Raw genomic sequence first — 17194 nt, forward strand, 5'->3', positions numbered from 1 at the left:
ACACATCGTGCGCACACTGTGGCCGGACATGCCCTCTATCCAGGCGTACTTCACGACAACTCCCGCGCGAAGTACGCTGCCGCTTTTTTTAAAATCTCATTCTCTTCTTTGAGGCGGGCCAGCTCGCGCTTAAGTACCGCCACCTCATCGTTGCTTGCCTTGGGCCGTCCACTTCCACCAAACGCTGCGGCTCCCTTCTTGCCCACTTCATCGGCCCATTTGTACAGCCGGTTACGCGGCACGCCCAATTCACGGGCAACAACCGCGGCGGGCTTACCACTGCTTTGCATCAGCCGCAGGGCTTCACGCTTGAACTCGGCTGAGAATCGCTGGCGCTTTTCCATCGAACACCTCCGTGCGAGGATTGTCCTCGCTTTTGGGTGTCCGAGAAATCAGGGGTGATCCAGAACTTCTTTCCGAATTCATTCTTCGTCCTGGGAGGGGCCGCGGTATTCGCTTTGCTTTGCTGGAAGGTGCCCGCGCTCGCGAGCTCGATCGTAAGCGGTGGGCTCAATCTCGGAGCAGCAGACTTGCTTGGTGTGGCCGCTGCAGGAGGTGCGGCTGCTGCCGGTGGTGCCGCATTGAGTGGTGCAGTGGGCTCCGCTGTCGGCAGCACACTGAAGGGTGCCACGCAAGCTGTAGCGTCGGGTAAAGGATTTGCAGCGGCGCAGGGCATCACGGGCTGGAAAGGGTTGGGTGCAGGACTTGGATATGCCATGCAGGCAGCTGGATCAGAAGCAGCGCAAGGCATGCGTGCCAAGGTTGGGCTGGACAAGCGATCGGAGCACGCAGTAGATCGTCACGGCAAAGATGTGGACAACTTGGGCACCCGTGCGGCCAACCGAATCGACGCACGAGCACAAGCCGCCCGGGAATCCAACGCGGGAGACGTTGTCGCGAAACCGGCTAACGCGGTCAACGCTGTCGAATCGAGTTCGGGCGCGAGTGATGGCAGTACCACCGGCATGCCTGAGTACGATCGAGCTGATGCAGCCGCTGCGCCTCCGGCGGGAAATGATAGTGCACCGAAACCGCCTAACTCGATAGCAGACATTAAGCCAATGCCCCTCAGCAGCCCCCGGCATGTCGATGCAGGAGGGAGACAGATCCAGGACGCTGTTCGGCGCGTGAAGCCGCCGCAGCTTCCACACGACGGTGGTCGTATCGAGGCTCCCAGCATCAGGTTTGAGGGCGACGAGTAAAAACACCGCCCAGGCTGCCCCCGTCGTACGATAAGCGGCGGGGGCCGGATGGCCAGTTCGTGGCACCCCGTATCTAGTCAGAGCTGCGATGGCAGCACCACGGGGGGCGCATGCATTGTCTGCTTTTAGGAAATGGGCTGAATCGTCTGTCGATGCAGCTGAGTTGGCAGGCCTTGTTGGAGGCGCTCGCTGACGAGCTGGGCTTAGCTGACCAAGTCCAATTTTACGAGCAGAAGCCCCTGTCTCTGCATTTTGAAGAGCTGTGCGTACGCTTACCCCAATATAGGGCGCGCACTGCTGAGCAAGTTGTCAAGAAACGCATTGCAGAACTCCTGACCGTATTTCCGAGACACCCCTATCACAAGCTGCTTGCGGACATGTTTGGGACCATCATCACTACCAACTACGACTTCACTATCGAGGAAGCTATCGGTGGTGGGATTCGGGAACGCAAACAGATCATCAGCGAGACGCGATATAGCTTATTCCGCAGATTGGATATCGGGGCGCATTCGATATGGCACGTGCATGGTGATGCCGAGAGATCTGAATCCATCCTCTTAGGCTATGACCACTATGCAGGCCAGCTTCAAAAAATACGTAACTACCTTACACATGGCATTTCGCCCAAGGTGCCTGGAGGTCTAACCAAGTCGCCGCTGAGCGGAACGCATCGCTTTGAGGATCACCATGTGCATTCCTGGGTCGATCACTTTCTTCGCGACCATATCCATATCGTTGGATTTGGCTTCGATTTCACCGAGATCGACCTGTGGTGGCTGATGGTCTATAAGCGCAGGAGGGATGTTCGGACAGGACGGACATTTTTCTATGCAGTGGAAGTAGATGGGCAAAGTGCTAATCCGGACAAAGCTAAGCGCTCACTGCTAGAGTCCTTGGGCGTAGAAGTGGTCAGCGAACGCGCCAATACGTTTGAAGAAGGCTATGGTCGCGTCATCGAGGCGATTTCGCGCAATATTCGAGCCAATCCAACCTGGCTTCCTTATACGCCGGTGACAAAGCCCGCCAGGGACTATGCGTCCTATGAGCCGCAACCCAGAGCTTCCTTGCCTATGTCACCGCAGCTTGAGTTTTCGCTCGAATCCAAGAGAAGAAGGCGCAAGTCCCCGATGACCTGACTCGCCCAACTGTAGAGGTGGTTGCGTCCTGCCATTTCTCCGGGGTGTCAGTGGGAGACAGGCATTGGCGATTTTTTCTTCGAAGTTCTTTTGCGTACGCTGCTGGATTGCACCGGAACATTCTCTTCTTGTCCGCTGGTTAGCGCGCGCAGTAGCTCGTCTTTACTTTCACCCTCAAGTTCCGCGCGCTTGAGTCGCAGGTGCTTGAGCAAGTAATCGTTGGTGAGCTCGAATCCAGCCAGGATGGTCTCCCAGTTGAGAACAAAGACCGTGAATCGCTCATCCTGTCGAATTAGTCCAGGCACACCTCGATCCGCAACCTGTCTCAAACGCGACCGAATTTCGGTGTCGACAGAGGAAATTTTCCTACCAACAAGGATCATCTCGACTCGCGTCTGCTCTGCCGCAAACTCGGGATCGCCCTCAATGATGCGGATATAGTCATCGATCTGACGAAGATGCTTATAGTTAAGCGCAACTCCAGGTCGCTTGATCTCAATAATGACCCATCGGTTCTGCATTCGACCGAGCGAATCAGGTGCTGGAAGTTTGCGAACTAAAAAGAGGTCAGGTTGCCGTTGTGATACTTCGATAGTGGCGCCATCTTCGACGTCTTCATCGGCGACATTGTCGATTCCATGGATCTTGCTCCTCAACCGGCGTGCGATTTCGGTGAACGTGGTTTCCTCGGCGCCTAGGGTCTCGAATTGAGGGCCGAATAGCCAAGTGTTCAACTCAATAATTTTCTGCAAATCCGGCGTTTCTCTAACTTCTTTGTAGTGGACGCGCATGAGCTGCCTGATCTGATCGACGGCAGTCTGTCGCTTTTGCAGCGCTTCAATAGTCTCGACAATGCTGTCGAAGGTAGTTCTTTCAAGGTGCGACGCCAGTTGCTTGACTGCTTTGGCATCGAGGTCGAGGACCCCTTTGAGTACATCGAAGATTGCGTCATTCTCGTTCGAGACGGACAGGCGATCGAGAAGCCTGATGAGCACCGTTCGCTGCTTTTTGGGAAGGGAGCCAAAAAGTCCAGGGTCAGCGACATATACGGTACGAACGATGTGCCGAATATTCCGAGAGCGCCACTCTGCATCGACTTTAGGAAGTTCGCTGAAGTCAGGGAAAGACCCTTCGATCTCATATTTCTGTATTTCACGCTCTACATGTTCACGCAGGAACGCTTCGTACACTTCACGTACTTTGCCGACGACCAAGCGGTCAACTGTCTTCCAGACCTTTGACTCAGTTGTGGCAGCATCAGGATTGAGCAGGTCTTGCTCTAGCGCAAAAGCGTCCGCCCAAGGCGATTGGATGTATACGCTGACGAAGAATCCAGGCTTATTGTTATGGGAGCTCAGTTTGTAGAAGACTGTCTTTCCCGATGTGTTTTGCAGATAGACATAAGACTTCTCAGAGGCAAGACGCTCATGCCACCGAATGATGCGCACCCGGAAGTCATTTCCATCTACCAGAATCGAGCTATCGATTAGCTCATGGGCGGGAGCCGATACCGCAACACCGTCATAAGTCAAACGGCGGTCCGGGTTGAGGAGGAGATACCAGCCGAACTCAGTCGAGAGAAGCTTGAGCATGTCCTGCGGTTCGGGCAATGCTGCGCTTACAGGGTCCAATCGAACCTGCGTGCCTGATCCAGTGGCCACCATCCCGTGGGACTGCCCAACTTCCCATGTGTCGCCAGAGTAACGTTCCAGATTTGCGCCGGTTACCTCGATTGTTGCGTCACAGCCGTCGCGCCGCGTGTACCAGGTGGCTCGATCAGCCAATCGGTGAAACGCGAGTCGCCCCCTACCGTTGAATCCATGGAGGGTGACGTCTTCCTGCTTAGCTGACTCATTAAACCGACCAAAATTGTCGTCGATATTCGCGAAGTCGATGCCTTCGCCATCATCGGTGATCGAGACTGAACTCAGCTGCTCAAGGTCGTTATATTCAAGCCCCACGTCAACGTGGTGTGCCTGCGCGTCAAAGCCGTTCCACACGAGCTCAACAATGGCCTTCGATGGCTCGGTTCGCACGAAGTGCTTTTTGATTCCTGCGCCGCCAATCTGGGTCTTACCCTGGAAGTTGGTCACCAGCCCTCTCCGTGATTGTTCCCTGGCTCGTTCGATGATGTGCATGGCAATGCTTTCAGATGGCGTGAGACTTCATCATCGCCCGCTATCCACTCAAACAATGAGACGCGGACGGTGACTTGCCCGCGGCCCGGATTCCATTTGAATCGAATAAAACAAGAACGCTAAAGCCGAAGCCATCGCAGTGTAGCGTAGTCATTTCATCGCATCAGCCGGCCACGGGATCGACAGCCTTCAACACCTTGCGCGTGCCGTCGGGTGCCTCCTCGATGAGGTGGCCGTCCTCGATGTAATGGATGTTCAGACCGTGGGCCTTCGCCTGACGCACCGCTTCAGCTGCTGCGCGCTCGCCGGCGGCCACAATCGCCGGGCTCTGGGCGAGGAGGAATCGAACATTTTTTGATCGGCTCATGCTGGCTCCACAATGCAGGTTTAAAGGATTACCCCAGCCGCTTCGCCAAATCCGCTGCGTCCGGATGGTAATACCGCAGGAGCATCCGCGTGTCACGGTGACCGGTGATTTTTGCCAGTTCGTGGAGCTGAAAACGCGATGCCAGGCGAGAAGTGGCTTCATGCCGGAGATCGTGAAACCGTAAGTCCTTCAGGAATTTGGACTTCGGTTCGCGGCCGTGTTCTGTGCATTCCGCTTCGTATGACTTGCGGGCTCGCTGTAGGGCACGCTCAAAAGCCTGCGTAATCCCGTCCGGATGGACGGCAAAGACCGCGCCATTTAGCGAAGAGGGCACTATCGGAGCCTTGCGCCGCCGCACTGTACCCTCGCGTTTTGGAAGCAGCTCGGCAAGCGCCTCCACTGCGGCTTGCGACAGCGGTACGTCGCGACTATTGCCATTCTTAGTTTCAGGAAGGTGTGCAACCCGTCGGCCTAGGTCAACGTGCTCCCAACGCAAGGTGGCTATTTCGCTTCGCCTCATGGCTGTTTCCACGGCTAGCGTGATAATTGTGGGAAGGGCACGCGATTCGCTCGCCGAAATGATGCGCGATAGCTCATCCTCCGTGTGTCCACGGTGGCGTCCAGTGGTGGAGGGCGTCACGACACGCCGTGTACGTGCATTGTTTGGCGTAGGCTTGCGCACAAGTTCGACGGGGTTAGACAGGCTCTCCATGCCCCATTCTTTCCGTGCCGTATTGAACAAGTGTGAGAGGCGCGCCAGGCGCCGCAGTACGGTTGCCGGCGCCAACCCATCTGCCAGCCAGGCATCTCGCTGTTGCGCGATGTCACCGCTGCGGATGGTGGCAACCGTCCGCTTCGCCAACGGCGTCTGCCGCCAAAGGTGGAGTACGGAGCGCTCTCTGATAGCTCCCTTTAACGCGGGCACGACTTCCGCCTCGTAACGGTCCAGGAGCGCGCCCAGCGTGGTGCTCTCTGCCTCACTGCGATCGAGCCACACACCGCGGTTCATCTCGGACTCGATCATGGCGGCCCAGGCTTCGGCTTCAGCCTTGGTATCGAAAGTCTTAGTCTGGGAGGGCCAGCCACGCCTGCGCACCTGCGCCTCCCACGAATACCGCCCCCGCCGCCGATACGTTGCCATGCTTACCGCCCTTGCCATGGATGTGGCATAAGTGTGGCATCAATTCATTTTAAATACATAACTCGTTGATATTATTGTTTATGTAAACGCATTCGTAATGCGTAGGTCGTAGGTTCGATTCCTATTTCCGGCACCAGCTTGAAAACAAAAAAAGCCCTGGAAACCAAGCTTTCCAGGGCTTTTTTTGTGCTGTTCGGGCAGGCGCCGCCATCCTTTGCCATGCCCGCCCTGCTGCCTTGACGGCCCGCTCCTCCGCCTGCTGTGATGCCCCGGCCAGCGCTACGCCGCAGGCTGCGTGGCAGGGGCACGACACAGGGGGCAGGACCATGGATCGTCGAATCGCGGCGCGTCTTGCGCACGCTCAGCATGGAACACGCACGGCCGGCCGTTGCCGATGCGGCTTCCGTTCGGACAACCCCGCGCCCTTCCCATTCGCCTGACCACGAAAGCCCTGCCGCGCCCTTCCCCGCCGGCGGCCTGCTTGTGCATCCGGTCGCAGAATCAGCGCCTTTTTCCAGCCGACAACGATCATCCCCTCAAGAAAGGAGTCCTTGAAGTGAAGCGATATCTCATCGAGCCCACGTTCCTGCCGGCGCACGAACCAGGTGCGGAAACCGCGCACGGCACCGGCGCCGTCTACCGGATCGTCGATACCCGTACGCAGCGCATCGTGCCTGCCGAAGGCGACGACATCGGCACCGTCTCGCGCACCTGCGCCAGGCTCAACGACGTGGACGAACAAACCGGGCCGGCATCCCCGAACCTGGCTTCGGGCGATTCGCTGCCGGACGAGATCGTGCAGTCCATCGCCATCTCCAATGCCAAGTCGATCGAAGCGCAGCCCGCCATCCTCGCCAATCTCGAACTGGCCCAGCAGGTGTTCAACCAGAACCTGCGCCAGCAGAACGCGGTGGCCCAGCAGCAGGCGATGAACCTGATCCGCCTCGCGGTGGTGGCCAAGTGCGTGTCGATGATCGAAAGCGCCGACGGCAACGACGACTCGGCGATCGAGAAGATCGGCAGGAACGCGGAAAAACTGTTCCAGGACCTGGGCCGCAGCATCGCCGGTGACGAGCCGTCGCCGCACGCGCCCTGACGGCCGTTCGCCGCACGCGCGGCGAAGCCGAACCTACTCCATCACCATCATTCCATTCGAAGGAGCATCACCATGGCCAATCTTCCCGAAGACATCATCGGCGCTGTCGCCATCGCCAACCTCAAGTCGATCGCCGAACAGCCCGCCATGCTGTCCAACCTGGCCTATTCGAACGCGGTGGCCACCACCAACCTGTCGCAGCAGAACGCCGTGGCCCACCAGCAGGCGATGAACGAGCTGAGCATTTCCATCCTCGCCAAGGCCGCCAACCTGATCAGCAACCTGGGCCCGCTGGAAGCGCGCTCGGCCGCCGAGGTGCTGACCAATAACGAGCTGGCGCAGACCATTGCCGACCTGAAGGCGACGACGCAGGCGTTTGCCGGCAAGTAATCCGGGCTTAAAAACAGAAGCCCCGGAAGGCGTGCTTTCCGGGGCTTTTTCTATTCCACACCATGCTTGTCTCAAGCGCTGGACAGCGAACGCGCCACCGCCTGCAGGCGACGGGCGACGGGGGCAACCGTTTGCCTGTTCGCACCGAGCTTGAGCGCTGCCGCACCGGCCTCCGATGCGACCGCCACGATGTCGTCGACGATCCGCGCAGCCTCGCCGCGATCGATGCGGTAGTGATCCGCCAGGCGAAGAAGATCCTCGCGCGTGGGATCCGCCGACGTGCCACCGGCGAAAGTCGTGGTGTGATGTCCGCCGGGGCCTTCCATGTAGGTCAGATCGAAAGCCGGCGACAGCTGCCACTGGCCATGGCGGTCCAGCATGAAGGCGAAGTTCTTGGCGTGGTCGTCGCGCACGCTCATGGCGGCATTGAATACGGCGCGCCGATAAGCCTGCGCATAAGCCGTTTCCGGTATCGAAAGCGCCTGCATGATCTCGGCCACGTTCGCGTAGTCGAGGCCGAGATCCCGATGGGAGAAATGAATCAGTCCGCCCAGCGACTGGCAGAAAACCCGCGCGCCTGCCGCGCGATCGAAGCGGCGGGTAGCGAAAGCCGGCTTGCCGTTGACCTCCAGCAGCAGGCTCTCCATCACGTCCACGCCCGCTTCGCGGGCGCATTGCATGTAGGCGAGTTCGAGCATCGGTGCATCCGCCGGCTCGTTGCGTGCGGCGAACTTGATCAGCCATGCGCTGTATCCCTGCTCCGGCACACCTGCGGTGACGCGTGCGCGCCGATGGTCGTCCGACAGATCCACCATGACCTTGGGACGGGCACCTTGAGGGGAACTGCCCGCGCGCAGAAGTTCGTCGGAGACCTCGTCGAAATGTCCCTCGATGGTCGCCTCGACGCCTCGGCCCAGTACATCGAGCGACATGTCCTCGCCGTGATCGTCATCGATGGCCGGACGAAAACTCAGCGAACCCCAGGCGCGATGGCCCAGGTAAGCCAGACGGACAGCGGGAGAAATGTATTCCGGCTTGATCGCCAGCCGTGCCAGCGCCTTGTCCAGCAGATACAAGCCCCAGCCGTCCGGCAACGCGTCGTTGAGCAGGCCGGGCAAGCCACGGTATTCCGTGGGCAGATCGCCGGCGTTCCGGCTGGACCAGACGGCTTCGTGAAGCGGCAGCGTGAAGGGAGAAAGCTGCAGCTGGCGCTCACGCGCCTCGTCGCTCCATTCGAAGTATCCGGCCTTGGTTTCCGTTTCGTAGTTGAGACGGCCGACCAGGACGGGCTCCGGAAGATGCTCGGTCCAGACTTCGAGCTGGTGGTTTTTGGCCTGGAGCCAGGCCTCGGTGAAGCTCACCGCGCGGCCTCCGCCACGGGCCGCACGCGCTTGGCCTTCAGCGTATTCGTCGCCGACAACTCCAGATAACGCTCTTGCGCGCGCAGCGTCGGAAAGTGGGGAGACTCCAGCATGCGCAGGAAGTCCGCGCCATGGCCGAGGGCGAGCAGCAATCGAAGCAGGCTTTCGTAAGCGATGGGTTCTCCCTTCTCCATCGCCTTGACGGTTTGCACGGACACCCCGGCCCGCTCGGCGAGGTCCGCCTGGCGCCAGGCAAATGCCATGCGCTGGCGGCGTAGCCGTGCGCCGACCTCGCCGGGGAAAGCGGACAGGGAAGGAGGCTTGCGCTGTGGCCCGGGGACGAGTTCATGCAGTCTTTTCATGCACTTAGCATACGCCACCGCTTAAAGTATGTCTATGGATACCTTAATTTAAGGTATCCATAGACATACTTTATCTTGGCGGCAACGCCGAACCACGGCTTATCCGAGGGCATCCCGGCCCGAGCCGATTCGGCACCCGTTTCCGGCGCCCGCATGCAAAAAGGCCCGCATCAAGCGGGCCTTTTTCCTGGAAGCCGAGCGGCCGTCAAAGCCTGGCCGACGTCCCGCCCTCCGCCAGCCGCAGCTCCTTCGGCAGCGCGAAGGTGATGGTCTCCGCTTCGCCATCCAGCTCGCGCACTTCGCCCGCCCCCCACGACTGCAGGCGCGCGATCACGTCGCGCACCAGCTTCTCCGGTGCAGAGGCGCCGGCGGTGAGGCCGATGTGCTGCACGCCGTCCAGCCATTCGCGCTGGATATGTTCGGCGCCGTCGATCAGGAAGGAGCGCACGCCCTGCTTCTCGGCCAGTTCGCGCAGGCGGTTGGAATTGGAGCTGTTGACCGAGCCGACCACCAGCATCAGGTCCACCGCGTCGGCGAGGCGGCGCACGGCATCCTGGCGGTTCTGCGTGGCATAGCAGATGTCGTCCTTGCGCGGGCCTTCGATGTCCGAAAACTTTTCGCGCAGGGCAGCGATGATCGCCTTGGTGTCGTCCACCGACAGCGTGGTCTGGGTGACGTAGGACAGCTGGTGCGGGAAGCGCGGTTCCAGCTTCGCCACGCATTCCACCGATTCGACCAGCAGGATCTCGCCGGCGTTGGCCGGGTTCCACTGGCCCATGGTGCCTTCCACTTCCGGATGGCCGGCGTGGCCGATCAGCACCACGCTGCGTCCGGTACGGCCCAGGCGCGCCACTTCCATGTGCACCTTGGTCACCAGCGGACAGGTGGCGTCGAACACGTTGAGCTTGCGGCTGTCGGCCTCTTCGCGCACCGCCTTGGACACGCCGTGCGCGCTGAAGATCACGGTGGCGCCGTCGGGCACTTCGTGCAGTTCCTCGACGAACACCGCACCGCTGGCGCGCAGCTTGTCCACCACGTAGCGGTTGTGCACCACCTCGTGGCGCACATAGATGGGCGCGCCGTACGACTCGAGCGCGCGCTCGACGATGGCGATGGCGCGGTCGACGCCGGCGCAGAAGCCGCGGGGGTTGGCGAGAAGAATGTCCACGTGAAGCCTCGACTGTCGCTGGCCGGCGCGCGGGGCGCCGAGACCGAAATTATCCCACGCCCCCGGCCTGCTTGCCGGTGAACAGGCCGAAAGCGATCAGCAGCACGGCGCCGACGGTAATCCCGCAGTCCGCGATGTTGAACACCGGGTAGTACCAGTCCTGGTAATGGACCTGGATGAAGTCGGTGACCTGGGCCGCGTGCAGGCGGTCGATCAGGTTGCCCAGGGCGCCGCCGATGATCAGGCCCAGCGGCAGCGCGGTGCGCCAGTCGGCGCGCGCGGTGCGCTTGAGCCACACCAGCAGGGCGCCGCTGATCAGCACGGCCAGGCCGACGAAGAACCAGCGCTGCCACCCGGCGCTGTCGGCCAGGAAGCTGAAGGCGGCGCCGGTATTGAAGGCCAGGGTCCAGTTGAGGAAGCCCGGGATGACCGCGTGCTGCACGCCGGCCGGCTGCAGCGCGGACAGCGCCCACCACTTGCTCGCCTGGTCGAGCGCGATCACCAGGGCGGACAGCCACAGCCAGGACAGGGCGTTGGATTGCTTGCTCATGCGTCGTCTATGCAAAGGGATTCAAAGAAAGCGGCCGGCTCGCGCCGGCCGCCCGCGTCTTCAGAACCAGCGGCGGTCTTCGCCCGGGCCGTCGACATTGCTCACGCAACGTCCGCACAGCTCCGGATGCTGCGCATGCTGGCCGACGTCGTCGCGGCGGTGCCAGCAGCGCACGCACTTGGCCGCTTCGCTCACCGTGGCCGACACCCACACGTCCGCGCCCTCCAGTTCCGACAGTACGGCGGAATCCGGCTGGCCGCCGGCCACGTCCAGGCGCACGTCGGACGTGATGAAGAAGAAGCGCAGCTCATCGGCTGCCGGCGCGTAGCGGCTCACCAGCGCGGGGTCGGCGTGGATCGCCAGCTTCGCATCGAGCGAGGCGCCGATCTGCCCGGCCTTGCGCATGCCTTCGAGCACGCGCGAGGCGGTGTCGCGGATCGCCAGCAGATCGGACCAGTAGCGGCGCTGCTCCGACAAACCCTGGGCGGCGGACAGGCCGTCGTACCAGGTTTCGAACAGCACGCTTTCGCTGCGCTGGCCCGGCAGCGCCTTCCAGATTTCCTCGGCGGTGAAGCTCAGCACCGGCGCCAGCCAGCGCACCAGCGCTTCGGCGATGCGGTACATCGCGCTCTGCGCGCTGCGCCGGCCGCGGCTGTCGGTCGGCATGGTGTAGAGGCGGTCCTTGGTGATGTCCAGGTACAGCGCGCCCAGCTCGTTGGTGCAGAAGTTCTGCACGCGCTGGACGATCTCCGGGAAATCGTAGCGGTCGTACGCCGCCGCCACCGCCTGCTGGGTGTCGTAGGCCTGCTGCACCGCCCACTGGTCCAGCAGCAGGCAGTCTTCCACCGGCAGCAGGTGCTGCGCGGGATCGAAGCCGTCCAGGTTGCCCAGCAGGAAGCGCGCCGTGTTGCGGATGCGGCGGTACATGTCGGAGACGCGCTTGAGGATCTCGTCCGACAGCGACATCTCGTTGCGGTAATCGGTGGAGCATATCCACAGGCGCAGGATGTCCGCGCCCAGGTTCTTCATGATGTCCTGCGGCTCGATGCCGTTGCCCAGCGACTTGGACATCTTGCGGCCCTGCGCATCCACGGTGAAGCCGTGGGTGAGCACGTCGTCGTAGGGCGCGCGGCCGTGGATGGCGGCCGAGGTGAGCAGCGAGGACTGGAACCAGCCGCGGTGCTGGTCCGAGCCTTCCAGGTACATCACCTTGTACGAGGCGGTCTCGCCCTGCTGCAGTTCCGGGCGCTGGCCGAGCACGGTGAAATGCGTGACGCCGGAATCGAACCAGACATCGAGCACGTCGTTGACCTTCTCGTAGTCCGCGGCCTCGTCGCCGAGCAGGTCGGCCGGATCGAGCGCGTACCAGGCGTCGATGCTGCCCTGCTCCACGTGCCGGGCCACCTGCTCCAGCAGTTCGACCGAGCGCGGATGCGGCTCCTGCGTGCCCTTGTGCACGAACAGCGCGATCGGCACGCCCCAGGTGCGCTGGCGCGAGATGCACCAGTCCGGGCGGTCGCCGACCATGCCGGCGATGCGCTCCTCGCCCCAGCCCGGCACCCAGCGCACCTGGCGGATGGAATCCATCGCCGCCTTGCGCAGGCCGGCCTGCTCCATGCTGATGAACCACTGAGGCGTGGCGCGGAAGATCACCGGCGTCTTGTGGCGCCAGCAATGCGGATAGCTGTGCTCGATCTTGTGGTGGGCCAGCAGCACGCCGCGGCCGCGCAGCATCTCGACGATGGCGTCGTTGGCTTTCCACAGGTGCGTGCCGGCAAGCGTCAGGTCGCCGGCCGGCGGCGTGTCGGCGCGATAGGTGCCGCGCGGCTCGACGTAGTTGAGCGTCTCGATGCCGTACTTGCGCGAAACGACAAAGTCTTCCACACCGTGGTCGGGCGACGTATGCACCGCGCCGGTACCGTCTTCGGCCGACACGTGCTCGCCGAGCAGCACGGGAATCTTGCGCTCGTAGAACGGGTGCTGCAGCAGCACGCCTTCCAGCGCCTGGCCGGCGACGTGGCCGAGCACTACCGGATGCTCCACGCCGTAACGATGCGAAGCCTTCTCCACCAGGGCGGCGGCCAGCACCAGCAGCACGCGGCGGCCGTTGCGCGCGGGGCCTTCGACCAGGGCGTATTCCAGTTCCGCACCCATCGACACCGCCTGGCTTTCCGGCAGCGTCCACGGCGTGGTGGTCCAGATCGGGATGGCGACGATGGCGTCGCCCGCGTCCACGCCGAACTTGGCGGCTAGCGCCTTCGGGTCGAGCGCGTCGTAGGCCACGTCGATCGCCGGGGAGACCTTGTCGGCGTATTCGATCTCCGCCTCGGCCAGGGCCGAGCCGCAGTCGAAGCACCAGTACACCGGCTTGAAGCCGCGCATCACGTGGCCGTTGTCGACGATGCGCGCCAGCGCGCGCAGCATGTCGGCCTCGAACTTGAAGTCCATGGTGCGGTACGGGTTCTGCCAGTCGCCGAGCACGCCCAGGCGCTTGAAGTCGGTGCGCTGCAGGTCGATCTGCGCCTGCGCGTACTCGCGGCACTTCTGGCGGAAGGCCACGGCGTCGAGCTTGTCGCCGGCCTTGCCGTGCTTCTTCTCCACGGCGATTTCGATCGGCAGGCCGTGGCAGTCCCAGCCCGGCACGTAGGGCGAGCGGAAGCCGGCCAGCAGGCGCGACTTCACCACTACGTCCTTCAGCACCTTGTTCACCGCATGGCCCAGGTGAATCACGCCATTGGCGTACGGCGGGCCGTCGTGCAGCACGAACACCTTGTCGCGGCCGGCGGTGCGCTCCTGGATCTGCGCGTAGCGGCCGACCTGCTCCCATTCCGCCAGCCACTGCGGCTCGCGCTTGGGCAGGTCGCCGCGCATCGGGAAGTCCGTCTGCGGCAGGTTGATGGTGTTCTTGTAATCCTGGGTCATTGCTCGGATGCCATCGGGGTTGTCGGGCGCGGCCCTCGTGCCGTCGCCGTGGGGTATGCGGCCGGCGTGGAAGCGCCGGCTTGAAGCGGAAAGCTCAAGTCCATGCCTCGGCCAGGCGCGGATTCATGCCGAGCACCTCGCGCGCCATGCGGGCGTCGCGGCGGATCTGCTCGGTGAGCGCAGCCAGGCCGTCGAATTTCAGTTCGTCGCGCAGCTTGGCCACGAACTCCACCGCCATGCGCTGGCCGTAGAGATCGCCTTCGAAATCGAACAGGTGCACTTCCAGCAGCGGCTGGGTCACTTCGTTGACCGTGGGGCGGATGCCGAGGCTGGCCACGCCCGGCCACGCGCATTCGCCCTCGCCCAGGCCCACGCGCACGGCGAAGATGCCCTGCACCGGCGGCACGCGGTCGCGCAGGTGGATATTGGCGGTGGGGAAACCCAGTTCGCGGCCGAGCTGGTTGCCGTATTCCACCTTGCCCTCGATCACGAAGGGCCGGCCCAGCAGCGGCGCGGCGCCGGAGAACTCGCCGGCGGCCAGCAGCATGCGCACGCGGGTGGCGGAGACGCGGGCGCCGTCGAGCAGCACCGGCGGCATCACGCGGGAAGCGAAGCCCAGTTCCGCGCCCATTTTTTCCAGCAGGGCGACGTCGCCGCCGCGCTTGTGGCCGAAGCGGAAATCGCCGCCGACCCACACCTCGCGGGTGCCCAGGCGCTCGACCAGCACGCGGCGCACGAAGTCTTCCGCCGGCATGGAGGTGAGCTCGTGGTTGAAGCGCAGGATCAGCGCCTTCTTGACCCCGGCCGCTTCGAAACCCAGCAGCTTCTCGCGCACGCTGGACAGGCGCGGCACCGGTTCCTTCGAAAAGAAGGCGCGCGGCAGCGGCTCGAAACTCACCACGATCGGCGTCAGGCCGGTCGCCTGCGCGCGCTCGTGCACCTGGGTCAGCAGCGCCTGGTGCCCGCGATGCAGTCCGTCGAACGCGCCGACGGCGACTACGCTACCGCCGGGCGCCAGGCACGGACCGGCGATATCCCTGGAAAGTCTGGTCATCGCGCGAGTATAGCCGTAGGACCGCGCACTGCGGCGGCGCATCAAACGCCGCGCAGTTCACGCAGCCGGAAGCCCGCGGCGAACAGCGTGGCGAGGTAGGCGCCGCCGCCGGCGCAGACCAGCGCGGCGAGATGCCACACGCGGGTCCACTTGTCCACCGCCGTCCAATCCGGCCACAGCCACAGGCCCGCCAGCAGCACGCCGATCATCACCGCGCAGGCCAGCGCGAGCCGGCCCAGATGGCGCATCCAGCCCGGCTGCCGCTGGTACACCCCCGCCTTGCGCAGCCAGTGCCACAGCAGGGCCAGGTTGATATAGCTGGCCGCCGCGCTGGCCACGCCCAGTGCCATGTGCAGGCCCGGCACCTTGGCCAGGCCTTCGAACAGCGCTCCCTGCTTCACCTCGGCCGGCGCCCACAGCGCATACAGCACGGCCAGGAACAGCACGTTCAGCACCATGTTGGCGATCAGCGAGGCCACACCGGCGCGCACCGGGGTGCGCGTGTCCTGGCGGGCATAGAAGGCCGGCAGCACCACCTTGACCAGGGCGAAGGCCGGCAGGCCGAAGCTCAGCGCGGAGATCGACAGCGTGGCCATGCGCGTATCGAACGCAGTGAAGCGCCCATGCTGGAACAGCGTGGCGACCAGCGGTTCGGCCAGCAGCATCAGCGCGAACATCGCCGGCACCGCGATCAGCAGGGTGATGCGCAGGCCCCAGTCCAGCGCCTTGGAAAAACCCTCGCCGTCGGTGGCCACGTGGTGGCGCGACAGCGACGGCAGGATCACCGTGCCCAGCGCCACGCCGAACACGCCCAGCGGCAATTCCAGGAAACGGTCGGCCTGCGACAGCCAGCTCTGCGAACCGATGAACAGCAGCGAGGCGATCACCGTATCCAGCAGCAGGTTGATCTGCGCCACCGAGGAGCCGAACAGCGTCGGCACCATCAGCTTGAGGATGCGCCGCACCTCCGGATGGCTCCAGCCCCAGCGCGGCAGGGTGAGCAGGTCCAGCTGGCGCAGCGCCGGCAGCTGGAACAGCAGCTGCAGCATGCCCGCCGCCAGGATCGCCCAGCCCATCGCCATGATCGGCGTATGCAGCCGCGGCGCCAGCCACAGCGCGCCGGTGATCATGCACAGGTTGAGGATCACCGGCGTCAGCGCCGGCAGGCCGAAGCGATGGAAGCTGTTGAGCGCGCCGCCCGACAGCGCGGTCAGCGAGACGAACAGCAGGAACGGAAACGTCAGGCGCAGCAGGTTGACCGTGAGCTCGAACTTCTCCGGCGTCTCGATCGCGCCCGGCGAGAACAGCGTGGTGACCTGCGGCGCGAAGATCACCCCCAGCGCCGTGATCAGCATCAGCACCCCGCCCAGGGTGCCGGAGACGCGCGACATCAGCGTCTTCAGCTCCTGGTGGCTGCGTTTTTCCTTCACCTCGGTGAACACCGGCACGAAGGCGGTGGAGAACGAGCCTTCGGCGAACAGCCGGCGCATGAAATTGGGGATGCGGAACGCCACCCAGAACGCGTCGGTGGCCGCGTTGGCGCCGAAAGCCGCGTTGATCGACATATCCCGGACCAGCCCGAGCACACGCGAAATCATGGTCATGCCGCTGAACGACAGCAGCCCTCGGAACATGCTGGGTGACTTCATGCGCGCGCCGGTACCTTTCTTGTCATGCAGGGGGGGGTTATCGAGAGCTTGCCCGCTCCGCCCCTGACGGCGCCGGCAAAGCGCGTAGTCTGACAGCGGCCGCGGGCGGTAACACAGCGCGTTTGTGGCAAAATCCCGCTTCTGTTCATGGGACCGGCCCGCCACCCCTGCCCGCAGGCCCCATCCGCACGGTCCGGGCGTCGCTAAGCTGTTGACGCAACGACCCATTACCGTCATAATTGCCCCCTTTTTCCAACCAACCCAAGCTATTTCGGAGTTCTACTTTGGCCAACATCAAGTCCGCGAAGAAGCGCGCGCGCCAGTCCGAGCAGCGCCGCCTGCGCAACGTCAGCGCCCGTTCCATGGTGCGCACCGCCCTCAAGAAGGTCGTCAAGGCCATCGAGAACAAGGACAAGGCTGCCGCTGTCGAGGCGTTCGCCGCCGCCCAGCCGGTCATGGATCGCTACGCTTCGCGTGGCCTGATCCACAAGAACAAGGCCGCTCGCCACAAGAGCCGCCTCAACGCGAAGATCCGCGAGCTGGCGTAAGCCAGCTTCTAAGCGATTCGGGTTGGCGCAAAGGGCCGGCGAAAGCCGGCCCTTTCGTTATTGGGAAAACCAGCCAGCGAAAGCCGGCCCTTTCGTTATTGGGAAAA

General features: G+C 63.1%; 17 protein-coding genes. 5 read left to right on the forward strand and 12 right to left on the reverse strand.

What is annotated here, in order from left to right:
• Positions 1–50: 50 nt before the first annotated feature.
• Positions 51–344: a transposase gene (locus KK141_RS22380; protein WP_214571259.1), complete on the reverse strand. Its 294-nt coding sequence runs from the start codon at positions 342–344 to the stop codon at positions 51–53.
• Positions 345–398: 54 nt separating this feature from the next.
• Between KK141_RS22380 and KK141_RS22385 the strand changes: the two genes are divergently transcribed.
• Complete coding sequence (locus tag KK141_RS22385; protein ID WP_214571260.1) at positions 399–1202, forward strand: hypothetical protein; 804 nt, start codon at positions 399–401, stop codon at positions 1200–1202.
• 110 nt (positions 1203–1312) lie between these two features.
• Entirely contained in the window at positions 1313–2341 is a 1029-nt protein-coding gene (locus KK141_RS22390; protein ID WP_214571261.1) for an SIR2 family protein, read from the forward strand.
• Positions 2342–2388: 47 nt separating this feature from the next.
• Here the strand turns inward: KK141_RS22390 and KK141_RS22395 are convergent, their stop codons facing one another.
• From KK141_RS22395 to KK141_RS22410, 4 genes are all read right to left on the reverse strand, one after another.
• Positions 2389–4479 (reverse strand): ATP-binding protein, encoded by a 2091-nt coding sequence (locus KK141_RS22395; protein WP_214571262.1) that lies wholly within the window; start codon positions 4477–4479, stop codon positions 2389–2391.
• 163 nt (positions 4480–4642) lie between these two features.
• Complete coding sequence (locus KK141_RS22400; protein WP_214571263.1) at positions 4643–4846, reverse strand: hypothetical protein; 204 nt, start codon at positions 4844–4846, stop codon at positions 4643–4645.
• A 28-nt stretch (positions 4847–4874) separates the two neighbouring features.
• Entirely contained in the window at positions 4875–5870 is a 996-nt protein-coding gene (locus KK141_RS22405; RefSeq protein ID WP_250901950.1) for a site-specific integrase, read from the reverse strand.
• A 188-nt stretch (positions 5871–6058) separates the two neighbouring features.
• Positions 6059–6208 (reverse strand): hypothetical protein, encoded by a 150-nt coding sequence (locus KK141_RS22410; protein WP_214571265.1) that lies wholly within the window; start codon positions 6206–6208, stop codon positions 6059–6061.
• A gap of 335 nt (positions 6209–6543) precedes the next feature.
• Between KK141_RS22410 and KK141_RS23035 the strand changes: the two genes are divergently transcribed.
• A complete protein-coding gene (locus KK141_RS23035; RefSeq protein ID WP_250901951.1) occupies positions 6544–7083 on the forward strand; it encodes a hypothetical protein in 540 nt (179 codons plus the stop codon).
• Positions 7084–7155: 72 nt separating this feature from the next.
• Positions 7156–7473 (forward strand): RebB family R body protein, encoded by a 318-nt coding sequence (locus KK141_RS22420; RefSeq protein ID WP_214571266.1) that lies wholly within the window; start codon positions 7156–7158, stop codon positions 7471–7473.
• A gap of 71 nt (positions 7474–7544) precedes the next feature.
• Here the strand turns inward: KK141_RS22420 and KK141_RS22425 are convergent, their stop codons facing one another.
• The 7 genes from KK141_RS22425 to murJ all read right to left on the reverse strand — a co-directional run bounded on the left by KK141_RS22425 (position 7545) and on the right by murJ (position 16539).
• Complete coding sequence (locus KK141_RS22425) at positions 7545–8834, reverse strand: type II toxin-antitoxin system HipA family toxin (protein WP_214571267.1); 1290 nt, start codon at positions 8832–8834, stop codon at positions 7545–7547.
• A complete protein-coding gene (locus KK141_RS22430) occupies positions 8831–9196 on the reverse strand; it encodes a helix-turn-helix transcriptional regulator (protein WP_214571268.1) in 366 nt (121 codons plus the stop codon). The genes KK141_RS22425 and KK141_RS22430 overlap by 4 nt, the downstream gene beginning before the upstream one ends.
• Before the next feature lie 205 nt (positions 9197–9401).
• Positions 9402–10364, reverse strand: coding sequence for a 4-hydroxy-3-methylbut-2-enyl diphosphate reductase (ispH, locus tag KK141_RS22435; RefSeq protein ID WP_214571269.1), 963 nt, complete (start codon positions 10362–10364; stop codon positions 9402–9404).
• 49 nt (positions 10365–10413) lie between these two features.
• On the reverse strand, positions 10414–10914 hold the full coding sequence (gene lspA, locus KK141_RS22440; protein WP_214571270.1) for a signal peptidase II: 501 nt from the start codon (positions 10912–10914) through the stop codon (positions 10414–10416).
• A 60-nt stretch (positions 10915–10974) separates the two neighbouring features.
• Positions 10975–13836, reverse strand: coding sequence for an isoleucine--tRNA ligase (ileS, locus tag KK141_RS22445; RefSeq protein ID WP_214571271.1), 2862 nt, complete (start codon positions 13834–13836; stop codon positions 10975–10977).
• A 94-nt stretch (positions 13837–13930) separates the two neighbouring features.
• On the reverse strand, positions 13931–14890 hold the full coding sequence (locus KK141_RS22450; protein WP_214571272.1) for a bifunctional riboflavin kinase/FAD synthetase: 960 nt from the start codon (positions 14888–14890) through the stop codon (positions 13931–13933).
• Between the two features lie 41 nt (positions 14891–14931).
• The gene (gene murJ / locus KK141_RS22455; protein WP_214571273.1) at positions 14932–16539 is read right to left on the reverse strand and encodes a murein biosynthesis integral membrane protein MurJ; all 1608 of its coding nucleotides are present in this window, start codon (positions 16537–16539) and stop codon (positions 14932–14934) included.
• A gap of 284 nt (positions 16540–16823) precedes the next feature.
• Here murJ and rpsT point away from each other — a divergent pair, with 284 nt between their 5' ends.
• A complete protein-coding gene (gene rpsT, locus KK141_RS22460) occupies positions 16824–17087 on the forward strand; it encodes a 30S ribosomal protein S20 (protein WP_167254468.1) in 264 nt (87 codons plus the stop codon).
• The last annotated feature ends 107 nt before the right edge of the window (positions 17088–17194 follow it).

Source organism: Dyella sp. LX-66 (genome assembly GCF_018599165.1).
In the GTDB taxonomy this organism is placed as follows: domain Bacteria; phylum Pseudomonadota; class Gammaproteobacteria; order Xanthomonadales; family Rhodanobacteraceae; genus Dyella_D; species Dyella_D marensis.